We start from the raw sequence: 13,979 nt of genomic DNA, 5'->3' as shown, positions 1-13,979 counted from the left end.
TGAGTTCCGGACCTAGTCCTTCAGCGCCGCCAGCGCGTCGCGCGTGAAAGCGACGATATCGAAGCCGCTTCCGCCTGCCGGGTCTTCCCCGCGCCGCACGATCACGACATCCTCGCTGGGGATGACGACGACGTATTGGCCGCGATTGCCACGCGCGGCGAAGGCATCGTCCGGAATGCCGTCGAACCCGCTCATGATCCACCATCCTGCGCCGTAGCCCCATTCGCCGTCGGGTTGCGGCCCGCTGGGCGCGGAGACGTAGTCTGTCCACCCTTCGGGCAGCACGCGGGTGCCATCGGGCAGCAGACCGTCGTCGAGGTGGAGCTGACCGAGCCGCGCAAGATCGCGCGCGGTGGTCCAGACCTGGCTGGAAAGGACATAATTGCCCTGCCAGTCCGTCTCGGCGACTGTGTGCGCCATGCCTGCGTGCGCGAAGAATTCGGCGGGCGAATGCTCGGCAAAGGTTTCTTCGATCGCGTAGACGGCCATCAGCGTGTCGTTGTTGGCGTAACGCCAGTAAGTCCCCGGCGCATGGAGCAGCGGCCAGTTGGCGGCGCGCTCATCCACCGTGGTGCCGCCGTAGTAGAGCGGATCGGTGCGGTTGCCCGGCGTATCCGAATAGCGACCCGTCGCCATGCGCAGGGCATGATCCACCGTGATGGCGGCGCGGGGATCGCCCGTTCCGGCACCAAGCCCTGCCGAAGCCGCGACATCGGCCTCCCCTCGCTCGACGGCAGCGCCCACCAGGGTGGCCGCGATGCTCTTGGCGACGGACCAGGTCCGCTGGGGCACGTCCGGGCCGAAGCCTTCGGCATAGCGTTCCTGCCGCACGGTGCCGTCTTCCATCACGAGGATTGCAGTGGTGCGGCTGTCGGCGCCGTAGTCCGGCGTGAAGGCCCGTTCTGCCACGCCGTCCAGCTCCGCGCCGGAAGGCCCGCTCGGCAGGGTCGAAGACGAGGCGACCTGCGCGGTTAGCGTCGCTTCGGCCTGCTCCGGGGGAGAGGCTCCGATTGGCAGGATGTTGCAACCTTCGCCCGCCTCGTGAACGGCGATGCGCGGGGGCATGGCCTCCGCCCAGTCGACTTCCACCCGCTGAACCATGCTGGAGGCGCGCACGTAGCCATCGGCGCTGGAGACGTTCACGGCCTCGTCCAGATCGCTGGCCTGACCCTGACGGACGACGCGATATGCCAGTTCGGGCACGATTTCATCGAGCGGCGCCTGAATGCCCGTGAGTTCCCATTCCATCACGCTCTCGGGCGTTCGCACTGCTCCGTTACGCTCCGCATTGGCAATGGCGCTGCACAGGAACATGGCCTTGTAGCCTGCTGCGAGCGCGCGGTCGTACCGGGCGTCTAGGTCGGCTTGCGACTGGGCGAGAACGGGAAGCGGGGCGAGGAGCAGCGCGGTGGCGGCTGCGATTGATGTGCGGATCATGCGCCCCTTGTGACACCGCCTGCGCAAAAGAAAAGGGCCGCGCGGATGTTCTCCGCGCGGCCCTTCGTGTGTTCGTTTACGAGCGCTTACGCTTACGCGTCCTCGTATTCGTCCTCGGTCATCACCGGGCCGGAATCCTGGCCCTTGGCTTCCTCGTCGCGGTCCACCAGTTCGATGTAGGCGATGGGGGCGGCGTCGCTGGCGCGGTAGCCGGCCTTGATGATGCGGGTGTAGCCGCCTTCGCGATCCTTGTAGCGCTCTGCCAGGACGTCGAACAGCTTCTTCAGCTGGGCATCGTCCATCAGGCGGCTGGCCGCCAGGCGACGGTTCGACAGGCCGCCACGCTTTGCCAGCGTGATCAGCTTCTCGACGTAGGGGCGCAGTTCCTTGGCCTTGGCCGTGGTGGTGAGGATCTGCTCGTGCTTGATGAGAGCCGCCGCCATGTTGCGGAACAGCGCGGTGCGGTGCTGCGACTTGCGGCTGAGCTTACGGCCGGAAATGCCGTGACGCATATTCTATACTCCAGTTCGAAAAGGGCCCGTCTTACGGAAGCCCAGTGCAGGCCGGAAAACGGGGTCCGGCCCAAACCCCTTTGCGGCAATTAGCCGAGCAGTTCCTGCTCCAGCTTCTTGGCCATTTCCTCGATGTTCTCCGGCGGCCAGCCGGGGATGTCCATGCCGAGGCGCAGGCCCATCGAGGAAAGGACTTCCTTGATCTCGTTGAGCGACTTGCGGCCGAAGTTCGGCGTGCGGAGCATCTCGGCCTCGGTCTTCTGGACCAGGTCGCCGATGTAGATGATGTTGTCGTTCTTCAGGCAGTTGGCCGAACGCACCGACAGTTCCAGTTCGTCCACCTTCTTGAGGAGGTAGCGGTTGAGCTGGTTGGTGTCGCTTTCCTGCGGCTCTGCGGCAACGCCGATCATGGCGCTGGAAGGCTGCGGGATGCCGTCCTCGAAGTGGACGAACAGCGTCAGCTGGTCCTGCAGGATGCGCGCGGCGTAGGCGATCGCATCCTCGGGGGTGACGGTGCCGTCGGTCTCGATGGTCAGCGAAAGCTTGTCGAAGTCCAGTTCCTGGCCGACGCGGGCGTTCTCGACCTTGTAGCTCACCTGCTTGACGGGCGAGTACAGGCTGTCCACCGGGATCAGGCCGATCGGCGCATCGGCCGGACGGTTCTGCACGGCGGGGGCATAGCCCTTGCCGGTATCGGCGGTGAGTTCCATGTTCAGCGTCGCGCCCTCGTCGAGGTGGCAGAGCACGAGGTCCTTGTTGAGGACTTCGATGTCACCCGAAACGGCGATGTCGCCGGCCTTCACTTCACCCGGGCCGGTGGCGGAAAGCTGCAGGCGCTTGGGGCCCTCGCCTTCCATCTTCAGCGCGATCTGCTTCACGTTCAGGACGATGTCGGTCACGTCCTCGCGCACGCCGGCCAGCGAGGAGAATTCATGCAGCACGTTCTCGATCTTGATCGAGGTGATGGCGGCACCCTGAAGGCTGGCAAGCAGGACGCGGCGCAGAGCATTGCCCAGCGTCAGGCCGTAGCCACGCTCGAGCGGTTCGGCGACGAAAGTCGCCTTGCGCTTCTTGTCGGCGCCTTCCTTGATGTCGAGAGTGTTGGGCTTCTTCAGTTCCTGCCAGTTCTTCGTATTGACGGACATGGACTTCCCCTAAAGGTATTTCGTGGCGCAAAGGCCGCGGAGCGCTGGAACGCCGCGGCCGATGCGAGTGACTGTTTGCGGGACGAGAGCCCCGCGGCAGGCTTCGATCAGACGCGACGACGCTTGGACGGCCGCACGCCATTGTGCGGGATCGGCGTCACGTCGCGGATGCTGGTGATGGTGAAGCCCACCGCCTGCAGCGCCCGCAGCGCGCTTTCACGACCCGAACCCGGGCCCTTGATCTCAACCTCGAGCGTCCGCACGCCGTGTTCGGCGGCCTTCTTGCCAGCGTCGTCGGCGGCGACCTGCGCGGCATAGGGCGTGGACTTGCGGCTGCCCTTGAACCCCATCATGCCGGCGCTGGACCAGCTGATCGCATTGCCCTGCGCATCGGTGATGGTGATCATGGTATTGTTGAAGCTGGCGTTGACGTGAGCAACACCGCTGGAAATGTTCTTCTTGTCGCGGCGCCGGATACGGCCTGGTTCGCGTGCCATCGTCTTTGTTCCTTATATACCTAAGAAGGGAAAAGCGCGGGAGTTCCCGAGCTTACTTCTTCTTGCCGGCGATCGGCTTGGCCTTGCCCTTGCGGGTGCGGGCGTTGGTGTGGGTGCGCTGGCCGCGAACGGGCAGGCCCTTGCGGTGACGCAGGCCGCGATAGCAGGCGAGGTCCATGAGGCGCTTGATGTTCATCGCGGTGTCGCGACGAAGGTCGCCTTCCACGGTGTAGTCAGCGTCGATCGTTTCACGGATCTGGAGGACTTCGGCGTCCGTCAGGTCCTGCACGCGGCGGGAATGATCGATGCCCAGCTTGTCGGCGATCTTCTTCGCCGTGGTCGGACCGATACCGTGAATATAGGTGAGCGCAACGATAACGCGCTTGTTGGTGGGGATGTTTACCCCGGCAATACGAGCCACTTAATTCTCCATGCTCCACAGGGGATGCGCCGCGAAGGGACGCCCCTATCTCATCGCTAAAAATATCCGTCCGACGGTGCCGATAGCGAAAACAGGAGGCCGGCCGAAAGCTGCCGCCTGATGATGTCTGTCGATACGCATGGACGAATAGAGCGCGCAGATAGGGTGATTCCCCTCGCGCGTCAACAGGTCAAAGCGAGCCAACGGAAAGTTCCGTTGCCCGCTGGAGCAATCCCTGCTCCGGATCCGCTATATACCGCGCCAGCGCGGCCTAGTCAAAATTCGCGTCAGCTCTCTTCAACAGCGCCGCCCAGCCTCTCGACCAGACCGTTGAGGAATTCGGTCTGCACGCCGTCCACGACGGGCGCGAAATCGGCGGCGGCAAAGCGCGCCTGGCCGCCGGTCACGTATTCCCAGTTGATCCGCGTGCCCTGCTCCACTTCTTCCAGCGTGACGGTAAGCGTGCCGACCAGCCCTTCGGCCTGGAGCGGGCCAAGCGAGCCGGACATGCGCAGGGTGCTGCCCGGCATCACCATGATCACGCGCATGTGCTCGACCGAGCCTTCACCCGCGCCTTCGGCACCGGGAAGGGTTTCGCAGAAGCAGCCGCCGGCCCGCGCGTCGAGACTGAGATTGGCGGAGTCGTTCGACCAGGTATGGCTCCACCAGTTTTCCGGGTGGACGAGCGCTTCCCACACGGCGTGGCGATCCGCGGTGACAACGGCGCTGTCACGCGTGGCGAAGCCGCCGCTCGAGGATTCCACCACTTCCGCGGCGGCGGGCGCCGCCAGGAATGTCGCTCCCAGAGCAATCGCCAATGTTCGCATCTGTCCCTCCGCCCACTGGCGGAGAGATAAACCGAACCCTAGGCGGAGGCCAAGACCTTCTCGATGGCGGTGGTTACGGCATCGATGGAATCCATGCCGTCGACCCGCTGCACGATGCCGCGCCTTTCATAGAAGGGCAGGATCGGCGCGGTCTTGGCGCGGTATTCCTTCATGCGGGTGCGAACGGTGTCTTCCGTATCGTCGGGACGGCGCTTGAACTCGGTAGAGCCGCACTTGTCGCAGACACCGGGTGTCGCGGGCAGCTTGTGCCGTTCGTGGTATCCTTCCCCGCAATTCGCGCAGGTGAAGCGACCCGTGACGCGGTCGACCAGCGCCTCTTCATCCACCACCAGTTCGATCACGTGGGTCAGCTTGCGATCATGCTTGGCGAGCAGTTCGTCCAGCGCCTCGGCCTGGGCCTCGGTGCGGGGATAGCCATCGAAAATGGCGCCCACGTCATCGCCCATCGCGGCCAGCTCGGCATCGATCAGGGCGGACACGATCTCGTCCGACACCAGTTCGCCGCGATCCATGATCTCCTTGGCCTTCACTCCAACGGGAGTCTGCGCCTTCACCGCGGCGCGCAGCATGTCGCCGGTGGAAAGCTGACGCATTCCGTGATGCTGGACCAGATTGGTGGACTGCGTCCCCTTCCCCGCCCCGGGAGGCCCCAACAGGATGATATTCATGAAAGTGCGAATCCCCTCTTCGAAGAGACCGCATCGCTATCCTAGCGCATGCGGCCCTTCAACTTGGCCTTCTTGATGAGGTCCCCGTACTGGTGGGCCAGCAGGTGCGACTGGATCTGGCTGATGGTGTCGACGGTCACGTTGACGACGATCAGCAGGCTTGTGCCGCCCAGGAACAGCGGCAGGCCAGTCTGCGCGATACCCCATTCGGGAATGATGCAGACTGCCGTCAGGTAAATGGCACCGACCACCGTGATGCGGGTCAGCACGTAATCGAGATAGTCGGCCGTTCGCTTGCCCGGACGGATGCCCGGAATGAAGCCGCCGTTCTTCTTCAGGTTCTCCGCCGTGTCCTCGGGATTGAAGACGACCGCGGTGTAAAAGAAGGCGAAGAACATGATGCCGAGGCCGTACAGCAGCATGTACAGCGGCTGCCCGTGCGCCAGGTACTGGTTGAGCGTGACGATCACGCCGCCCCAGGTGCTGGAGGTATCGACGGAATTGCCCGCGAACTGCGTGATCGTCAGCGGCAGCAGCAGCAGCGAGCTGGCGAAGATCGGCGGGATCACGCCGGCGGTGTTCAGCTTCAGCGGCAGGTGCGAACGGTCGGCCTGCATGCCGCCGCGTTGCGTTGCTCGCTTTGGATACTGGATCAGCAGCCGCCGCTGGGCGCGCTCGAAGAAGCAGATGACGAGGATCAGGACCACGACCATCACCACGAGTCCGCCGATCAGTACGCCGCTGATCGAACCGGTGCGGCCACCTTCGAACAGGTTCGCCGTGAACGTGGGGAACTGGGCGACGATGCCCGCCATGATGATCAGCGACACGCCGTTGCCGATGCCGCGCGCGGTGATCTGTTCACCCAGCCACAGCAGGAACATGGTGCCACCCACCAGGTTGATGACGGCCACCACCCGGAACATGACGCCGGGGTCCACCACGGCCTGCAGGCCGCTCTGTGCACCGTAGGCTTCCAGTCCGCTGGCCAGGAACCAGCCCTGGATGGCGCAAAGGAACACCGTGCCATAGCGCGTGTACTGGTTGAGCTTCTTGCGCCCGGCCTCGCCTTCCTTCTTCAGCGCCATCAGGCTGGGATGCAGCGAGGCAGCCAGCTGGATCACGATCGAGGCGGTGATGTAGGGCATCACGCCCAGCGCGATCAGGCTCATGCGCTCCAGCGAGCCGCCGGAGAACATGTTGAACATGTCGAGGATGCCGCCACGGGTCTGGTCGTAGAGCGATTCCAGGATCAGCGGATTGACGCCGGGAAGCGGCACGAAGCTGAGGAAGCGGAAAACGATCAGCGCACCGATGGTGAACCAGATGCGCTGCTTGAGTTCGGTGGCCTTGCTGAAGTTCGAAAAACTCAGCGAGCTTGCCAGATTGTCGGCGCGTGAAGCCATGAGAAGTCTGTAATCCTGGTGTTTACGCCGGTCCCTCCCGGCTCAGGAAGGCTAGATAGGGACACGCGGGCCGGTTGTCGAACCCGCGTGTCCCGAAAATTCCGATTATTTACCGGACTTGGCGGCCTTGTTCGCTTCGCGGCGGGCAGCCTTCTTCTCGTGCTCGGGCTTGCCCTTGTCGATCACCTCGACCGAACCGCCGGCCTTTTCGACCGCTTCGACAGCAGACTTGGAGGCACCGGCGACCTTGAAGGTCAGCTTCGCGGTGAGTTCACCCTTGGCCAGCAGACGTACGCCGTCCTTGCCGCCACGGGCAACGCCGGCAGCCTTCAGGGTCTCGTGATCGATGGTGGACTTGGCGTCCAGCTTCTTGGCATCGACGAGCTTCTGCACCTGGCCGAGGTTGACCTCGGCATAGTCCTTGCCGAACGGGTTGTTGAAGCCACGCTTCGGCAGACGCATGTGCAGCGGCATCTGGCCGCCTTCGAAGCCCTTGATGGCCACGCCCGAACGGCTCTTCTGGCCCTTCTGGCCACGGCCGCCGGTCTTGCCCTTGCCCGAGCCGATGCCGCGTCCGACGCGCATACGGCCCTTGCGGGCGCCTTCGTTGTCACGGATGTCGTTCAGTTTCATAGTTTTGCACTCGCTTTCGCTGTCTTCGCGCTGAAAAATGGAAGCGGCCCGCTACGCCAGCGGGCCACGACCGTCAATTGTGTTTCGGTGTCGCGGAAGGCGTCAGCCCTCCACGATCTCCACCATGTGCGGCAACTTTGCGATCGCGCCGCGCACTTCCGGGGTGTCCTTCAGTTCGACGACCTTGTGCATCTTGTTGAGGCCAAGGCCGATGAGGATCTTGCGCTGATCCTTCGGACGACGGATGGGCGAGCCCACCTGCTTGATCTTGATGGTAGCCATCTGACTTTACTCCGTGATCGCTTCGGCTTCGGCCTGGGCCTCGGCTTCGCTCACCTGGCCGCCGCGACCCAGCAGGTCGGCAACCTTCTTGCCGCGACGCTGGGCAACCGACTTCGGCGAAGACTGGTTGTTCAGCGCATCGAAGGTGGCGCGGATCATGTTGTAGGGGTTGGACGTGCCGATCGACTTGGTCACCACGTCGGCGACGCCAAGACTTTCGAACACGGCACGCATCGGGCCACCGGCGATGATGCCGGTACCGGCAGGCGCCGAACGGACGTTCACCTTGCCGGCGCCGAAGTGGCCACGACCGTCGTGATGGAGGGTACGACCTTCCTTCAGCGGCACGCGGATCATCTTCTTCTTGGCGGCGGCGGTCGCCTTGTTGATGGCTTCCGGCACTTCGCGGGCCTTGCCGTGGCCGAAGCCGACGCGACCCTTGCCGTCACCCACCACGACCAGCGCGGCAAAACCGAAGCGCTTGCCGCCCTTCACCACCTTGGCGACGCGGTTGATGTGGACGAGCTTTTCGATCAGCTCCTCGCCACCGTCGTCGTCACCGCCGCGGCCACGACGATCGTCGCGTCCGCCACGCCCTCGGCCACGGCCGCCATCGCGCCCGCCACCACGGTTGTCGTCGCGGTTACCACCACGGCCACCGCGCTGACGCGGACGGCCTTCGTCGCCGCCGGCCGCGGACTGGTTGGCGTGAGCCTCAGTCTCGGCCAGCGTCGGGGTCGGCGTGGAGCCGTCGATGTTTTCCTCGACCTTCGTCTCGGCCTTGGCAGCCGCCGCTTCGGGCGTTTCCGCGGCGCCGGTTTCCGGCTTGGTCTCTTCGTTCTTGTTTTCGTCGGCCATCATCAGAACTCCAGCCCGCCTTCGCGGGCGGCATCGGCCAGCGCCTTGACGCGGCCATGGAACAGGAACCCGCCGCGATCGAACACGACAGTCGTCACGCCCGCCTTCTTGGCGGCTGCGGCGATTTCGCTGCCGACCTGCTTGGCGGCTTCGACATTGGCGCCCGAGGCCTTGCCACCCAGCGTGCTGGCGGCAGCGACGGTGCGACCATCGGAATCGTCGATGATCTGCGCGTAGATGTGCTGGCCGGTGCGGTGCACCGACAGGCGGGGCTTGCCACCCGCACGCTTGCGGAGCGCGGTGCGCACGCGGCGGCGGCGACGTTCAAAGAGGGAAAGCTTTGCCATCTTACTTCTTCTTTCCTTCCTTGCGGAAGATGTACTCGCCGCGATACTTCACACCCTTGCCCTTGTAGGGCTCCGGCTTGCGCCATTCGCGGACCTCGGCAGCGAACTGCCCGACCTTCTGCTTGTCGATGCCCGAGATCTCGACCGTGGTCTGGTCGGGCGTCTTCACCTCGATACCTTCCGGCACGTCGAGATCGACGTCGTGGCTGAAACCGAGCTGCAGCTTGAGCTTCTTGCCCTGCGCCTGGGCGCGGTAGCCGACACCGGTGATCTCCAGCGTCTTGGTGAAGCCTTCGGTCACGCCATCGACCAGGTTCTGCACCAGCGTACGCTGCATGCCCCAGTAGCCACGCGCCTTCTGCGTCTTGTTCGCCGGCTGGACGGAGATTTCCTCGCCTTCGATCTTGTACTCGATCAGGTCGGACGTCGACATGGAAAGCTCGCCCTTGGAGCCCTTCACGATCAACTTGCCGTCTTCGATCTTGGCGGTCACCCCGCTGGGGAGCGCCACCGGACGTTTGCCAATGCGGCTCATCAGAACACCTCCGCCAGCACTTCGCCGCCGACGTTTTCCACGCGCGCTTCGTTGTCCGAAAGCACGCCCTTCGGCGTCGAGACGATGGTGATGCCAAGGCCGTTGCGCACCGCCGGCAGCTCCTTGCTGCCCGAGTAGATGCGGCGACCCGGCTTGGACACACGGGCAACGTGCTTGATCGCAGGTTCGCCCTCGAAATACTTCAGTTCGATCCGCAGCGCCTTGTGCTTGCCGCTGGTGTCCTCGCTGTAGCCACGGATGTAGCCTTCGCGCTGGAGCACTTCGAGCACGTTCGCACGCAGCTTGGACGCCGGCGAAAGGACGGAGTCCTTCTTCGCCTGCTGGCCGTTGCGGATGCGGGTGAGCATATCACCCAGGGGATCGGTCATAGCCATTCGTCAGGTCCTCACCAGCTCGACTTGGTCACGCCCGGGATCAGGCCCTTGTTGGCCAGATTCCGGAGTTCGATGCGGTTGAGCCCGAACTTGCGATAGTAGCCGCGCGGGCGGCCGGTGGTGGTGCAGCGGTTGCGCACACGGGTGGGGTTCGCATTGCGCGGCAGTTCGGCCATCTTCAGGCGTGCCATGAGACGCTCGGTATCGTCGAGCGACTCATCGTCGGCAATTGCCTTCAGCTTCGCGTACTTGTCCGCGTACTTCTTGACGAGCTGCTTGCGCTTCTCGTTCTTGTTGATGGAACTCAGTTTCGCCATTGGACTTAAGCTCTCTTCTGCTTGTCTGCGTCAGGGAAACGGCTCACGCCGCTTCCTTCTCTTCGGCCGTCTCGGCCGGGAACGGGAAACCGAACAGCTTGAGGAGCTCTCGCGCCTCTTCGTCGGTCTTTGCGGTGGTGGTGACGATGATGTCCATGCCACGCACCTTCTCGATCTTGTCGTAGCTGATCTCCGGGAAGATGATCTGCTCCTTGATGCCCATGGCGTAGTTGCCATGGCCGTCGAAGCTCTTCGGATTCAGCCCGCGGAAGTCGCGGATGCGCGGCATCGCGATGGTCACCAGGCGATCGAGGAATTCGTACATGCGGTCGCGGCGCAGGTTCACCTTGCAACCGATCGGCATGCCATCACGCAGCTTGAACTGCGCGATCGACTTCTTGGCCTTGGTGATCACCGGCTTCTGGCCGGCAATACGTTCCATTTCCTCGGCAGCGGTCTGGACCTTCTTCTTGTCCTGGCTCGCTTCGCCGACGCCCATGTTGAGCGTGATCTTCTCGAGGCGCGGAACCTCCATCCGGTTCTTGTAACCGAACTTCTCGGTCATCGCCTTGACGATCTCGTCCTGGTACTTTTGCTTCAGGCGGGGCGTGTAATCAGCCATCGATGGTCTCCCCGGACTTGACGGCCACGCGCACCCTCTTGCCGTCCTTCTCTTCGAAGCGGACACGGGTGGGCTTGCCGTCCTTGGGATCGGCGACGGCGACCTTGGAGATCGCCATCGGGGCGGGCACGCGATCGATGCCGCCCTGCGGATTTGCCTGCGAAGGCTTGCGGTGACGGGTCATCACGTTGATGCCCTCGACCAGGATCTTGCCATCCTTCGGCATGACCTGCTGGACAGTGCCGGTCTGGCCCTTGTCCTTGCCCGAGAGCACCACAACCGTGTCGCCCTTCTTGATTTTAGCGGATGCCATCAGAGCACCTCCGGAGCGAGCGAGATGATCTTCATGAAGCCCTTGCCGCGCAGTTCGCGAACCACCGGGCCGAAGATACGGGTGCCGATCGGCTCCTCGTTCTTGTTCACGAGGACCGCGGCATTGCTGTCGAAACGGATCACGCTGCCATCGGGACGACGAACGTCCTTCCGGGTGCGCACGATCACCGCACGGTGCACGTCGCCCTTCTTAACGCGGGCGCGCGGCTGGGCTTCCTTAACGGAAACCACGATCACATCGCCGACAGACGCGGTACGACGCTTAGACCCGCCCAGCACCTTGATGCACTGGACGCGCTTTGCGCCGCTGTTGTCCGCGACGTCGAGATTGGATTGCATCTGGATCATCGATCCGGTTCCTTCTCTTGGCTTGCCGGGACACTCGCCCGGCAGTTCCTAACGTCTAATTCAGTTACCAGGTGTGGCGGCTTCGACCTCGAGGTCGGCTTCCACTGCCTGTCCGCGGCTGGCGACGAGACGGTCCTTCACCGCCCAGGTCTTCGTCTTGGAGATCGGCTTGGTCTCCTCGATGCGAACCTTGTCGCCAACGACGTATTCGTTCTTCTCGTCGTGAGCGTGATACTTCTTCGAACGCTTGATGATCTTCCCGTAGAGCGGGTGCTTCACGCGGCGTTCGACCAGCACGGTCACGGTCTTGTCGGTCTTGTCGGAGGTGACAGTCCCGGTCAGGATACGCTTGGGCATTGTCTACTCCTTACGCTTCCGCGCCAGCCGAGGCGGCGCGCTCGTTCTGCAGCGTCTTGATCTGCGCGATCTCGCGGCGGACAACCTTCACGCGGGCAGAACCCTCGAGCTGGTTGGTCGCGGCCTGGAAACGCAGGTTGAACTGCTCTTTCTTCAGCATGGTCAGCTGTTCGGCCAGCTGATCGTCGGTCTTCGTACGAAGGTCTTCCATCTTGGCCATTATTCGCCTCCCAGGTGCGAGGTGTCGCCGAAACGCGCGACGACCTTGGTCTTGATCGGCAGCTTCATCGCGGCGCGCTCGAAAGCGAGCGCAGCGACGGGGCCGGGGACGCCATCGAGTTCGAACAGCACGCGGCCCGGCTTCACGCGGGCAGCCCAGTATTCGACCGCACCCTTGCCCTTGCCCTGACGGACTTCGGCAGGCTTCTTCGACACCGGAACATCGGGGAACACGCGGATCCACAGGCGTCCCTGGCGCTTCATGGCGCGGGTGATGGCACGACGCGCAGCTTCGATCTGGCGCGCGGTCAGACGCTCGGGTTCCATGGCCTTGAGACCATAGGAGCCGAAGTTGAGCGTCGAGCCGCCCTTGGCATTGCCATGGATCTTGCCCTTGAAGGCCTTGCGATACTTGGTCTTTTTCGGTTGCAGCATGGTTCTCTACCTTAGCGGGCCGGGCGCACGCCGGACGTCTGCGATTCCATCATCAGGCGGTCCTGCGAGGTCGGGTCGTGACCCAGGATCTCGCCCTTGAAGACCCACACCTTGATGCCGATGATGCCATAGGCGGTCAGCGCCTCGGCTTCGGCATAGTCGATGTTGGCGCGCAGCGTGTGAAGCGGCACGCGACCTTCGCGATACTGTTCCACGCGGGCGATTTCCGCACCGCCCAGACGACCGCCGCACATGATCTTGATGCCTTCGGCACCAAGGCGCATGGCCGACTGCATCGCGCGCTTCATCGCGCGGCGGAAAGCCACACGGCGAACCAGCTGGTCGGCGATGCCCTGGGCGACGAGCTTGGCGTCGATTTCCGGCTTGCGGATCTCGACGATGTTCAGCTTCACTTCGCTCTCGGTCATCGAAGCCAGCTTGGTGCGCAGCTTCTCGATGTCGGCGCCCTTCTTGCCGATGATGACACCGGGACGCGCGGCATAGATCGACACGCGGCACAGCTTGGCCGGACGCTCGATCACGACCTTCGAGATCGCTGCCTGCGGCAGGCTCTCGATGATGTGCTTGCGGATCTCGATGTCTTCCTTGAGCAGCTTGGCATAGTCGCCACCCTCGGCGTACCACCGGCTGTCCCAGGTACGGTTGATCTGCAGGCGCAGACCGATCGGATTGCTCTTGTGACCCATCTTACGCCTCTTCTGCTTCGCGTACGACGATCCGCAGCCGGCTGAACGGCTTGAGGATACGCGTGGACTTGCCACGGCCGCGCGTTGCGAACCGCTTCATGGTGATCGACTTGCCGACGCTCGCTTCGGCGACGACCAGGGCGTCGACGTCGAGATCGTGGTTGTTCTCGGCATTGGCGATTGCCGATGCGAGCACCTTCTGTGCATCGCGGGCCATCGCGCGCTTGGAGAAAGAGAGGATGTTCATCGCTTCCTCGGCCTTCTTGCCACGGATGAGGGCGGCCACGAGGTTCAGCTTCTGCGCGGAACCACGGATGGTGGTGCCGACAGCCAGCGCCTCGTTGTCCGCCACGCGGCGGGGAGACTTAGCCTTTGCCATTAGCGCTTACCCTTCTTGTCGGCAGCGTGGCCAGGGAAGCTGCGCGTGGGCGCGAACTCGCCAAGCTTGTGACCGACCATTTCCTCGTTGACCGAGACGGGCACGAACTTGTGCCCATTGTAGACGTTGAACGTCAGGCCGACAAAATCGGGCAGGATCGTCGAACGGCGCGACCAGGTCTTGATCGGCTTGGTGTTGTTCGCTTCCTGCGCTTCCTGCGCCTTCTTCAGAAGGCTCAGCTCGACAAACGGACCTTTCCAGACGGAACGTGCCATGGT

Annotated in this window: 24 protein-coding genes; all 24 read right to left on the bottom strand. The window is 63.6% G+C overall.

Annotation, left to right across the window (positions count from 1 at the left end; genetic code table 11):
• Nucleotides 1–12: 12 nt before the first annotated feature.
• A complete protein-coding gene (locus tag AAA989_RS12715) occupies nt 13–1,437 on the bottom strand; it encodes a serine hydrolase domain-containing protein (protein ID WP_338244121.1) in 1,425 nt (474 codons plus the stop codon).
• A gap of 92 nt (nt 1,438–1,529) precedes the next feature.
• Entirely contained in the window at nt 1,530–1,949 is a 420-nt protein-coding gene (rplQ, locus tag AAA989_RS12710; protein ID WP_338244119.1) for a 50S ribosomal protein L17, read from the bottom strand.
• Nucleotides 1,950–2,038: 89 nt separating this feature from the next.
• Complete coding sequence (locus AAA989_RS12705) at nt 2,039–3,094, bottom strand: DNA-directed RNA polymerase subunit alpha (RefSeq protein ID WP_338244118.1); 1,056 nt, start codon at nt 3,092–3,094, stop codon at nt 2,039–2,041.
• A 107-nt stretch (nt 3,095–3,201) separates the two neighbouring features.
• Nucleotides 3,202–3,591, bottom strand: coding sequence for a 30S ribosomal protein S11 (rpsK, locus tag AAA989_RS12700; RefSeq protein WP_047003266.1), 390 nt, complete (start codon nt 3,589–3,591; stop codon nt 3,202–3,204).
• A gap of 52 nt (nt 3,592–3,643) precedes the next feature.
• Nucleotides 3,644–4,012 (bottom strand): 30S ribosomal protein S13, encoded by a 369-nt coding sequence (gene rpsM, locus AAA989_RS12695; RefSeq protein WP_338244113.1) that lies wholly within the window; start codon nt 4,010–4,012, stop codon nt 3,644–3,646.
• Between the two features lie 287 nt (nt 4,013–4,299).
• Nucleotides 4,300–4,839, bottom strand: coding sequence for an SRPBCC family protein (locus tag AAA989_RS12690; protein ID WP_338244111.1), 540 nt, complete (start codon nt 4,837–4,839; stop codon nt 4,300–4,302).
• Between the two features lie 38 nt (nt 4,840–4,877).
• Complete coding sequence (locus tag AAA989_RS12685; RefSeq protein ID WP_338244109.1) at nt 4,878–5,528, bottom strand: adenylate kinase; 651 nt, start codon at nt 5,526–5,528, stop codon at nt 4,878–4,880.
• Between the two features lie 41 nt (nt 5,529–5,569).
• Complete coding sequence (gene secY / locus AAA989_RS12680) at nt 5,570–6,934, bottom strand: preprotein translocase subunit SecY (protein ID WP_338244107.1); 1,365 nt, start codon at nt 6,932–6,934, stop codon at nt 5,570–5,572.
• A 105-nt stretch (nt 6,935–7,039) separates the two neighbouring features.
• Complete coding sequence (gene rplO / locus AAA989_RS12675) at nt 7,040–7,567, bottom strand: 50S ribosomal protein L15 (protein WP_338244105.1); 528 nt, start codon at nt 7,565–7,567, stop codon at nt 7,040–7,042.
• Between the two features lie 102 nt (nt 7,568–7,669).
• Entirely contained in the window at nt 7,670–7,849 is a 180-nt protein-coding gene (gene rpmD / locus AAA989_RS12670) for a 50S ribosomal protein L30 (RefSeq protein ID WP_338244103.1), read from the bottom strand.
• Between the two features lie 6 nt (nt 7,850–7,855).
• Complete coding sequence (gene rpsE / locus AAA989_RS12665; RefSeq protein ID WP_338244101.1) at nt 7,856–8,710, bottom strand: 30S ribosomal protein S5; 855 nt, start codon at nt 8,708–8,710, stop codon at nt 7,856–7,858.
• Nucleotides 8,710–9,054, bottom strand: coding sequence for a 50S ribosomal protein L18 (rplR, locus tag AAA989_RS12660; RefSeq protein WP_338244099.1), 345 nt, complete (start codon nt 9,052–9,054; stop codon nt 8,710–8,712). Before rplR ends, rpsE begins: the two co-directional genes overlap by 1 nt.
• A 1-nt stretch (nt 9,055) precedes the next feature.
• Complete coding sequence (gene rplF / locus AAA989_RS12655; RefSeq protein ID WP_338244097.1) at nt 9,056–9,589, bottom strand: 50S ribosomal protein L6; 534 nt, start codon at nt 9,587–9,589, stop codon at nt 9,056–9,058.
• Entirely contained in the window at nt 9,589–9,984 is a 396-nt protein-coding gene (gene rpsH / locus AAA989_RS12650) for a 30S ribosomal protein S8 (protein WP_338244095.1), read from the bottom strand. The genes rplF and rpsH overlap by 1 nt, the downstream gene beginning before the upstream one ends.
• An 11-nt stretch (nt 9,985–9,995) precedes the next feature.
• On the bottom strand, nt 9,996–10,301 hold the full coding sequence (gene rpsN, locus AAA989_RS12645) for a 30S ribosomal protein S14 (RefSeq protein WP_338244092.1): 306 nt from the start codon (nt 10,299–10,301) through the stop codon (nt 9,996–9,998).
• A 43-nt stretch (nt 10,302–10,344) separates the two neighbouring features.
• On the bottom strand, nt 10,345–10,923 hold the full coding sequence (gene rplE, locus AAA989_RS12640; RefSeq protein WP_338244091.1) for a 50S ribosomal protein L5: 579 nt from the start codon (nt 10,921–10,923) through the stop codon (nt 10,345–10,347).
• Nucleotides 10,916–11,236, bottom strand: a complete 321-nt coding sequence (rplX, locus tag AAA989_RS12635) for a 50S ribosomal protein L24 (protein ID WP_338244090.1) — start codon at nt 11,234–11,236, stop codon at nt 10,916–10,918. The genes rplE and rplX overlap by 8 nt, the downstream gene beginning before the upstream one ends.
• Nucleotides 11,236–11,604 (bottom strand): 50S ribosomal protein L14, encoded by a 369-nt coding sequence (rplN, locus tag AAA989_RS12630; RefSeq protein WP_119584489.1) that lies wholly within the window; start codon nt 11,602–11,604, stop codon nt 11,236–11,238. Before rplN ends, rplX begins: the two co-directional genes overlap by 1 nt.
• A 60-nt stretch (nt 11,605–11,664) precedes the next feature.
• A complete protein-coding gene (rpsQ, locus tag AAA989_RS12625; protein WP_338244088.1) occupies nt 11,665–11,961 on the bottom strand; it encodes a 30S ribosomal protein S17 in 297 nt (98 codons plus the stop codon).
• 10 nt (nt 11,962–11,971) lie between these two features.
• Nucleotides 11,972–12,181, bottom strand: a complete 210-nt coding sequence (gene rpmC / locus AAA989_RS12620; RefSeq protein ID WP_338244086.1) for a 50S ribosomal protein L29 — start codon at nt 12,179–12,181, stop codon at nt 11,972–11,974.
• Complete coding sequence (gene rplP, locus AAA989_RS12615; RefSeq protein ID WP_338244084.1) at nt 12,181–12,615, bottom strand: 50S ribosomal protein L16; 435 nt, start codon at nt 12,613–12,615, stop codon at nt 12,181–12,183. The genes rpmC and rplP overlap by 1 nt, the downstream gene beginning before the upstream one ends.
• 11 nt (nt 12,616–12,626) lie before the next feature.
• The gene (rpsC, locus tag AAA989_RS12610; protein WP_338244082.1) at nt 12,627–13,322 is read right to left on the bottom strand and encodes a 30S ribosomal protein S3; all 696 of its coding nucleotides are present in this window, start codon (nt 13,320–13,322) and stop codon (nt 12,627–12,629) included.
• Nucleotide 13,323: 1 nt separating this feature from the next.
• The gene (rplV, locus tag AAA989_RS12605) at nt 13,324–13,701 is read right to left on the bottom strand and encodes a 50S ribosomal protein L22 (RefSeq protein ID WP_119584499.1); all 378 of its coding nucleotides are present in this window, start codon (nt 13,699–13,701) and stop codon (nt 13,324–13,326) included.
• Nucleotides 13,701–13,976, bottom strand: a complete 276-nt coding sequence (gene rpsS, locus AAA989_RS12600; protein ID WP_120078135.1) for a 30S ribosomal protein S19 — start codon at nt 13,974–13,976, stop codon at nt 13,701–13,703. Before rpsS ends, rplV begins: the two co-directional genes overlap by 1 nt.
• Nucleotides 13,977–13,979: the final 3 nt, after the last annotated feature.

This window comes from Aurantiacibacter hainanensis (genome assembly GCF_036321025.1).
Taxonomy (GTDB): domain Bacteria; phylum Pseudomonadota; class Alphaproteobacteria; order Sphingomonadales; family Sphingomonadaceae; genus Alteraurantiacibacter; species Alteraurantiacibacter hainanensis.
This window is presented reverse-complemented; position numbering and strand designations above follow the sequence as displayed.

What these genes read in the sequence shown, in the direction of transcription:
- AAA989_RS12705 (WP_338244118.1), bottom strand. Translation starts at nt 3,094, where the DNA reads ATGTCCGTCAATACGAAGAACTGGCAGGAACTGAAGAAGCCCAACACT.
- rpsQ (WP_338244088.1), bottom strand. Translation starts at nt 11,961, where the DNA reads ATGCCCAAGCGTATCCTGACCGGGACTGTCACCTCCGACAAGACCGAC.
- rplQ (WP_338244119.1), bottom strand. Translation starts at nt 1,949, where the DNA reads ATGCGTCACGGCATTTCCGGCCGTAAGCTCAGCCGCAAGTCGCAGCAC.
- AAA989_RS12690 (WP_338244111.1), bottom strand. Translation starts at nt 4,839, where the DNA reads ATGCGAACATTGGCGATTGCTCTGGGAGCGACATTCCTGGCGGCGCCC.
- rplF (WP_338244097.1), bottom strand. Translation starts at nt 9,589, where the DNA reads ATGAGCCGCATTGGCAAACGTCCGGTGGCGCTCCCCAGCGGGGTGACC.
- rpsS (WP_120078135.1), bottom strand. Translation starts at nt 13,976, where the DNA reads ATGGCACGTTCCGTCTGGAAAGGTCCGTTTGTCGAGCTGAGCCTTCTG.
- rpsK (WP_047003266.1), bottom strand. Translation starts at nt 3,591, where the DNA reads ATGGCACGCGAACCAGGCCGTATCCGGCGCCGCGACAAGAAGAACATT.
- rplP (WP_338244084.1), bottom strand. Translation starts at nt 12,615, where the DNA reads ATGCTGCAACCGAAAAAGACCAAGTATCGCAAGGCCTTCAAGGGCAAG.
- rpsN (WP_338244092.1), bottom strand. Translation starts at nt 10,301, where the DNA reads ATGGCGAAACTGAGTTCCATCAACAAGAACGAGAAGCGCAAGCAGCTC.
- secY (WP_338244107.1), bottom strand. Translation starts at nt 6,934, where the DNA reads ATGGCTTCACGCGCCGACAATCTGGCAAGCTCGCTGAGTTTTTCGAAC.
- AAA989_RS12715 (WP_338244121.1), bottom strand. Translation starts at nt 1,437, where the DNA reads ATGATCCGCACATCAATCGCAGCCGCCACCGCGCTGCTCCTCGCCCCG.
- rpsC (WP_338244082.1), bottom strand. Translation starts at nt 13,322, where the DNA reads ATGGGTCACAAGAGCAATCCGATCGGTCTGCGCCTGCAGATCAACCGT.
- rplX (WP_338244090.1), bottom strand. Translation starts at nt 11,236, where the DNA reads ATGGCATCCGCTAAAATCAAGAAGGGCGACACGGTTGTGGTGCTCTCG.
- rplN (WP_119584489.1), bottom strand. Translation starts at nt 11,604, where the DNA reads ATGATCCAGATGCAATCCAATCTCGACGTCGCGGACAACAGCGGCGCA.
- rplR (WP_338244099.1), bottom strand. Translation starts at nt 9,054, where the DNA reads ATGGCAAAGCTTTCCCTCTTTGAACGTCGCCGCCGCCGCGTGCGCACC.
- rpsE (WP_338244101.1), bottom strand. Translation starts at nt 8,710, where the DNA reads ATGATGGCCGACGAAAACAAGAACGAAGAGACCAAGCCGGAAACCGGC.
- AAA989_RS12685 (WP_338244109.1), bottom strand. Translation starts at nt 5,528, where the DNA reads ATGAATATCATCCTGTTGGGGCCTCCCGGGGCGGGGAAGGGGACGCAG.
- rplO (WP_338244105.1), bottom strand. Translation starts at nt 7,567, where the DNA reads ATGAAACTGAACGACATCCGTGACAACGAAGGCGCCCGCAAGGGCCGT.
- rpmD (WP_338244103.1), bottom strand. Translation starts at nt 7,849, where the DNA reads ATGGCTACCATCAAGATCAAGCAGGTGGGCTCGCCCATCCGTCGTCCG.
- rpmC (WP_338244086.1), bottom strand. Translation starts at nt 12,181, where the DNA reads ATGGCCAAGATGGAAGACCTTCGTACGAAGACCGACGATCAGCTGGCC.
- rplV (WP_119584499.1), bottom strand. Translation starts at nt 13,701, where the DNA reads ATGGCAAAGGCTAAGTCTCCCCGCCGCGTGGCGGACAACGAGGCGCTG.
- rplE (WP_338244091.1), bottom strand. Translation starts at nt 10,923, where the DNA reads ATGGCTGATTACACGCCCCGCCTGAAGCAAAAGTACCAGGACGAGATC.
- rpsH (WP_338244095.1), bottom strand. Translation starts at nt 9,984, where the DNA reads ATGGCTATGACCGATCCCCTGGGTGATATGCTCACCCGCATCCGCAAC.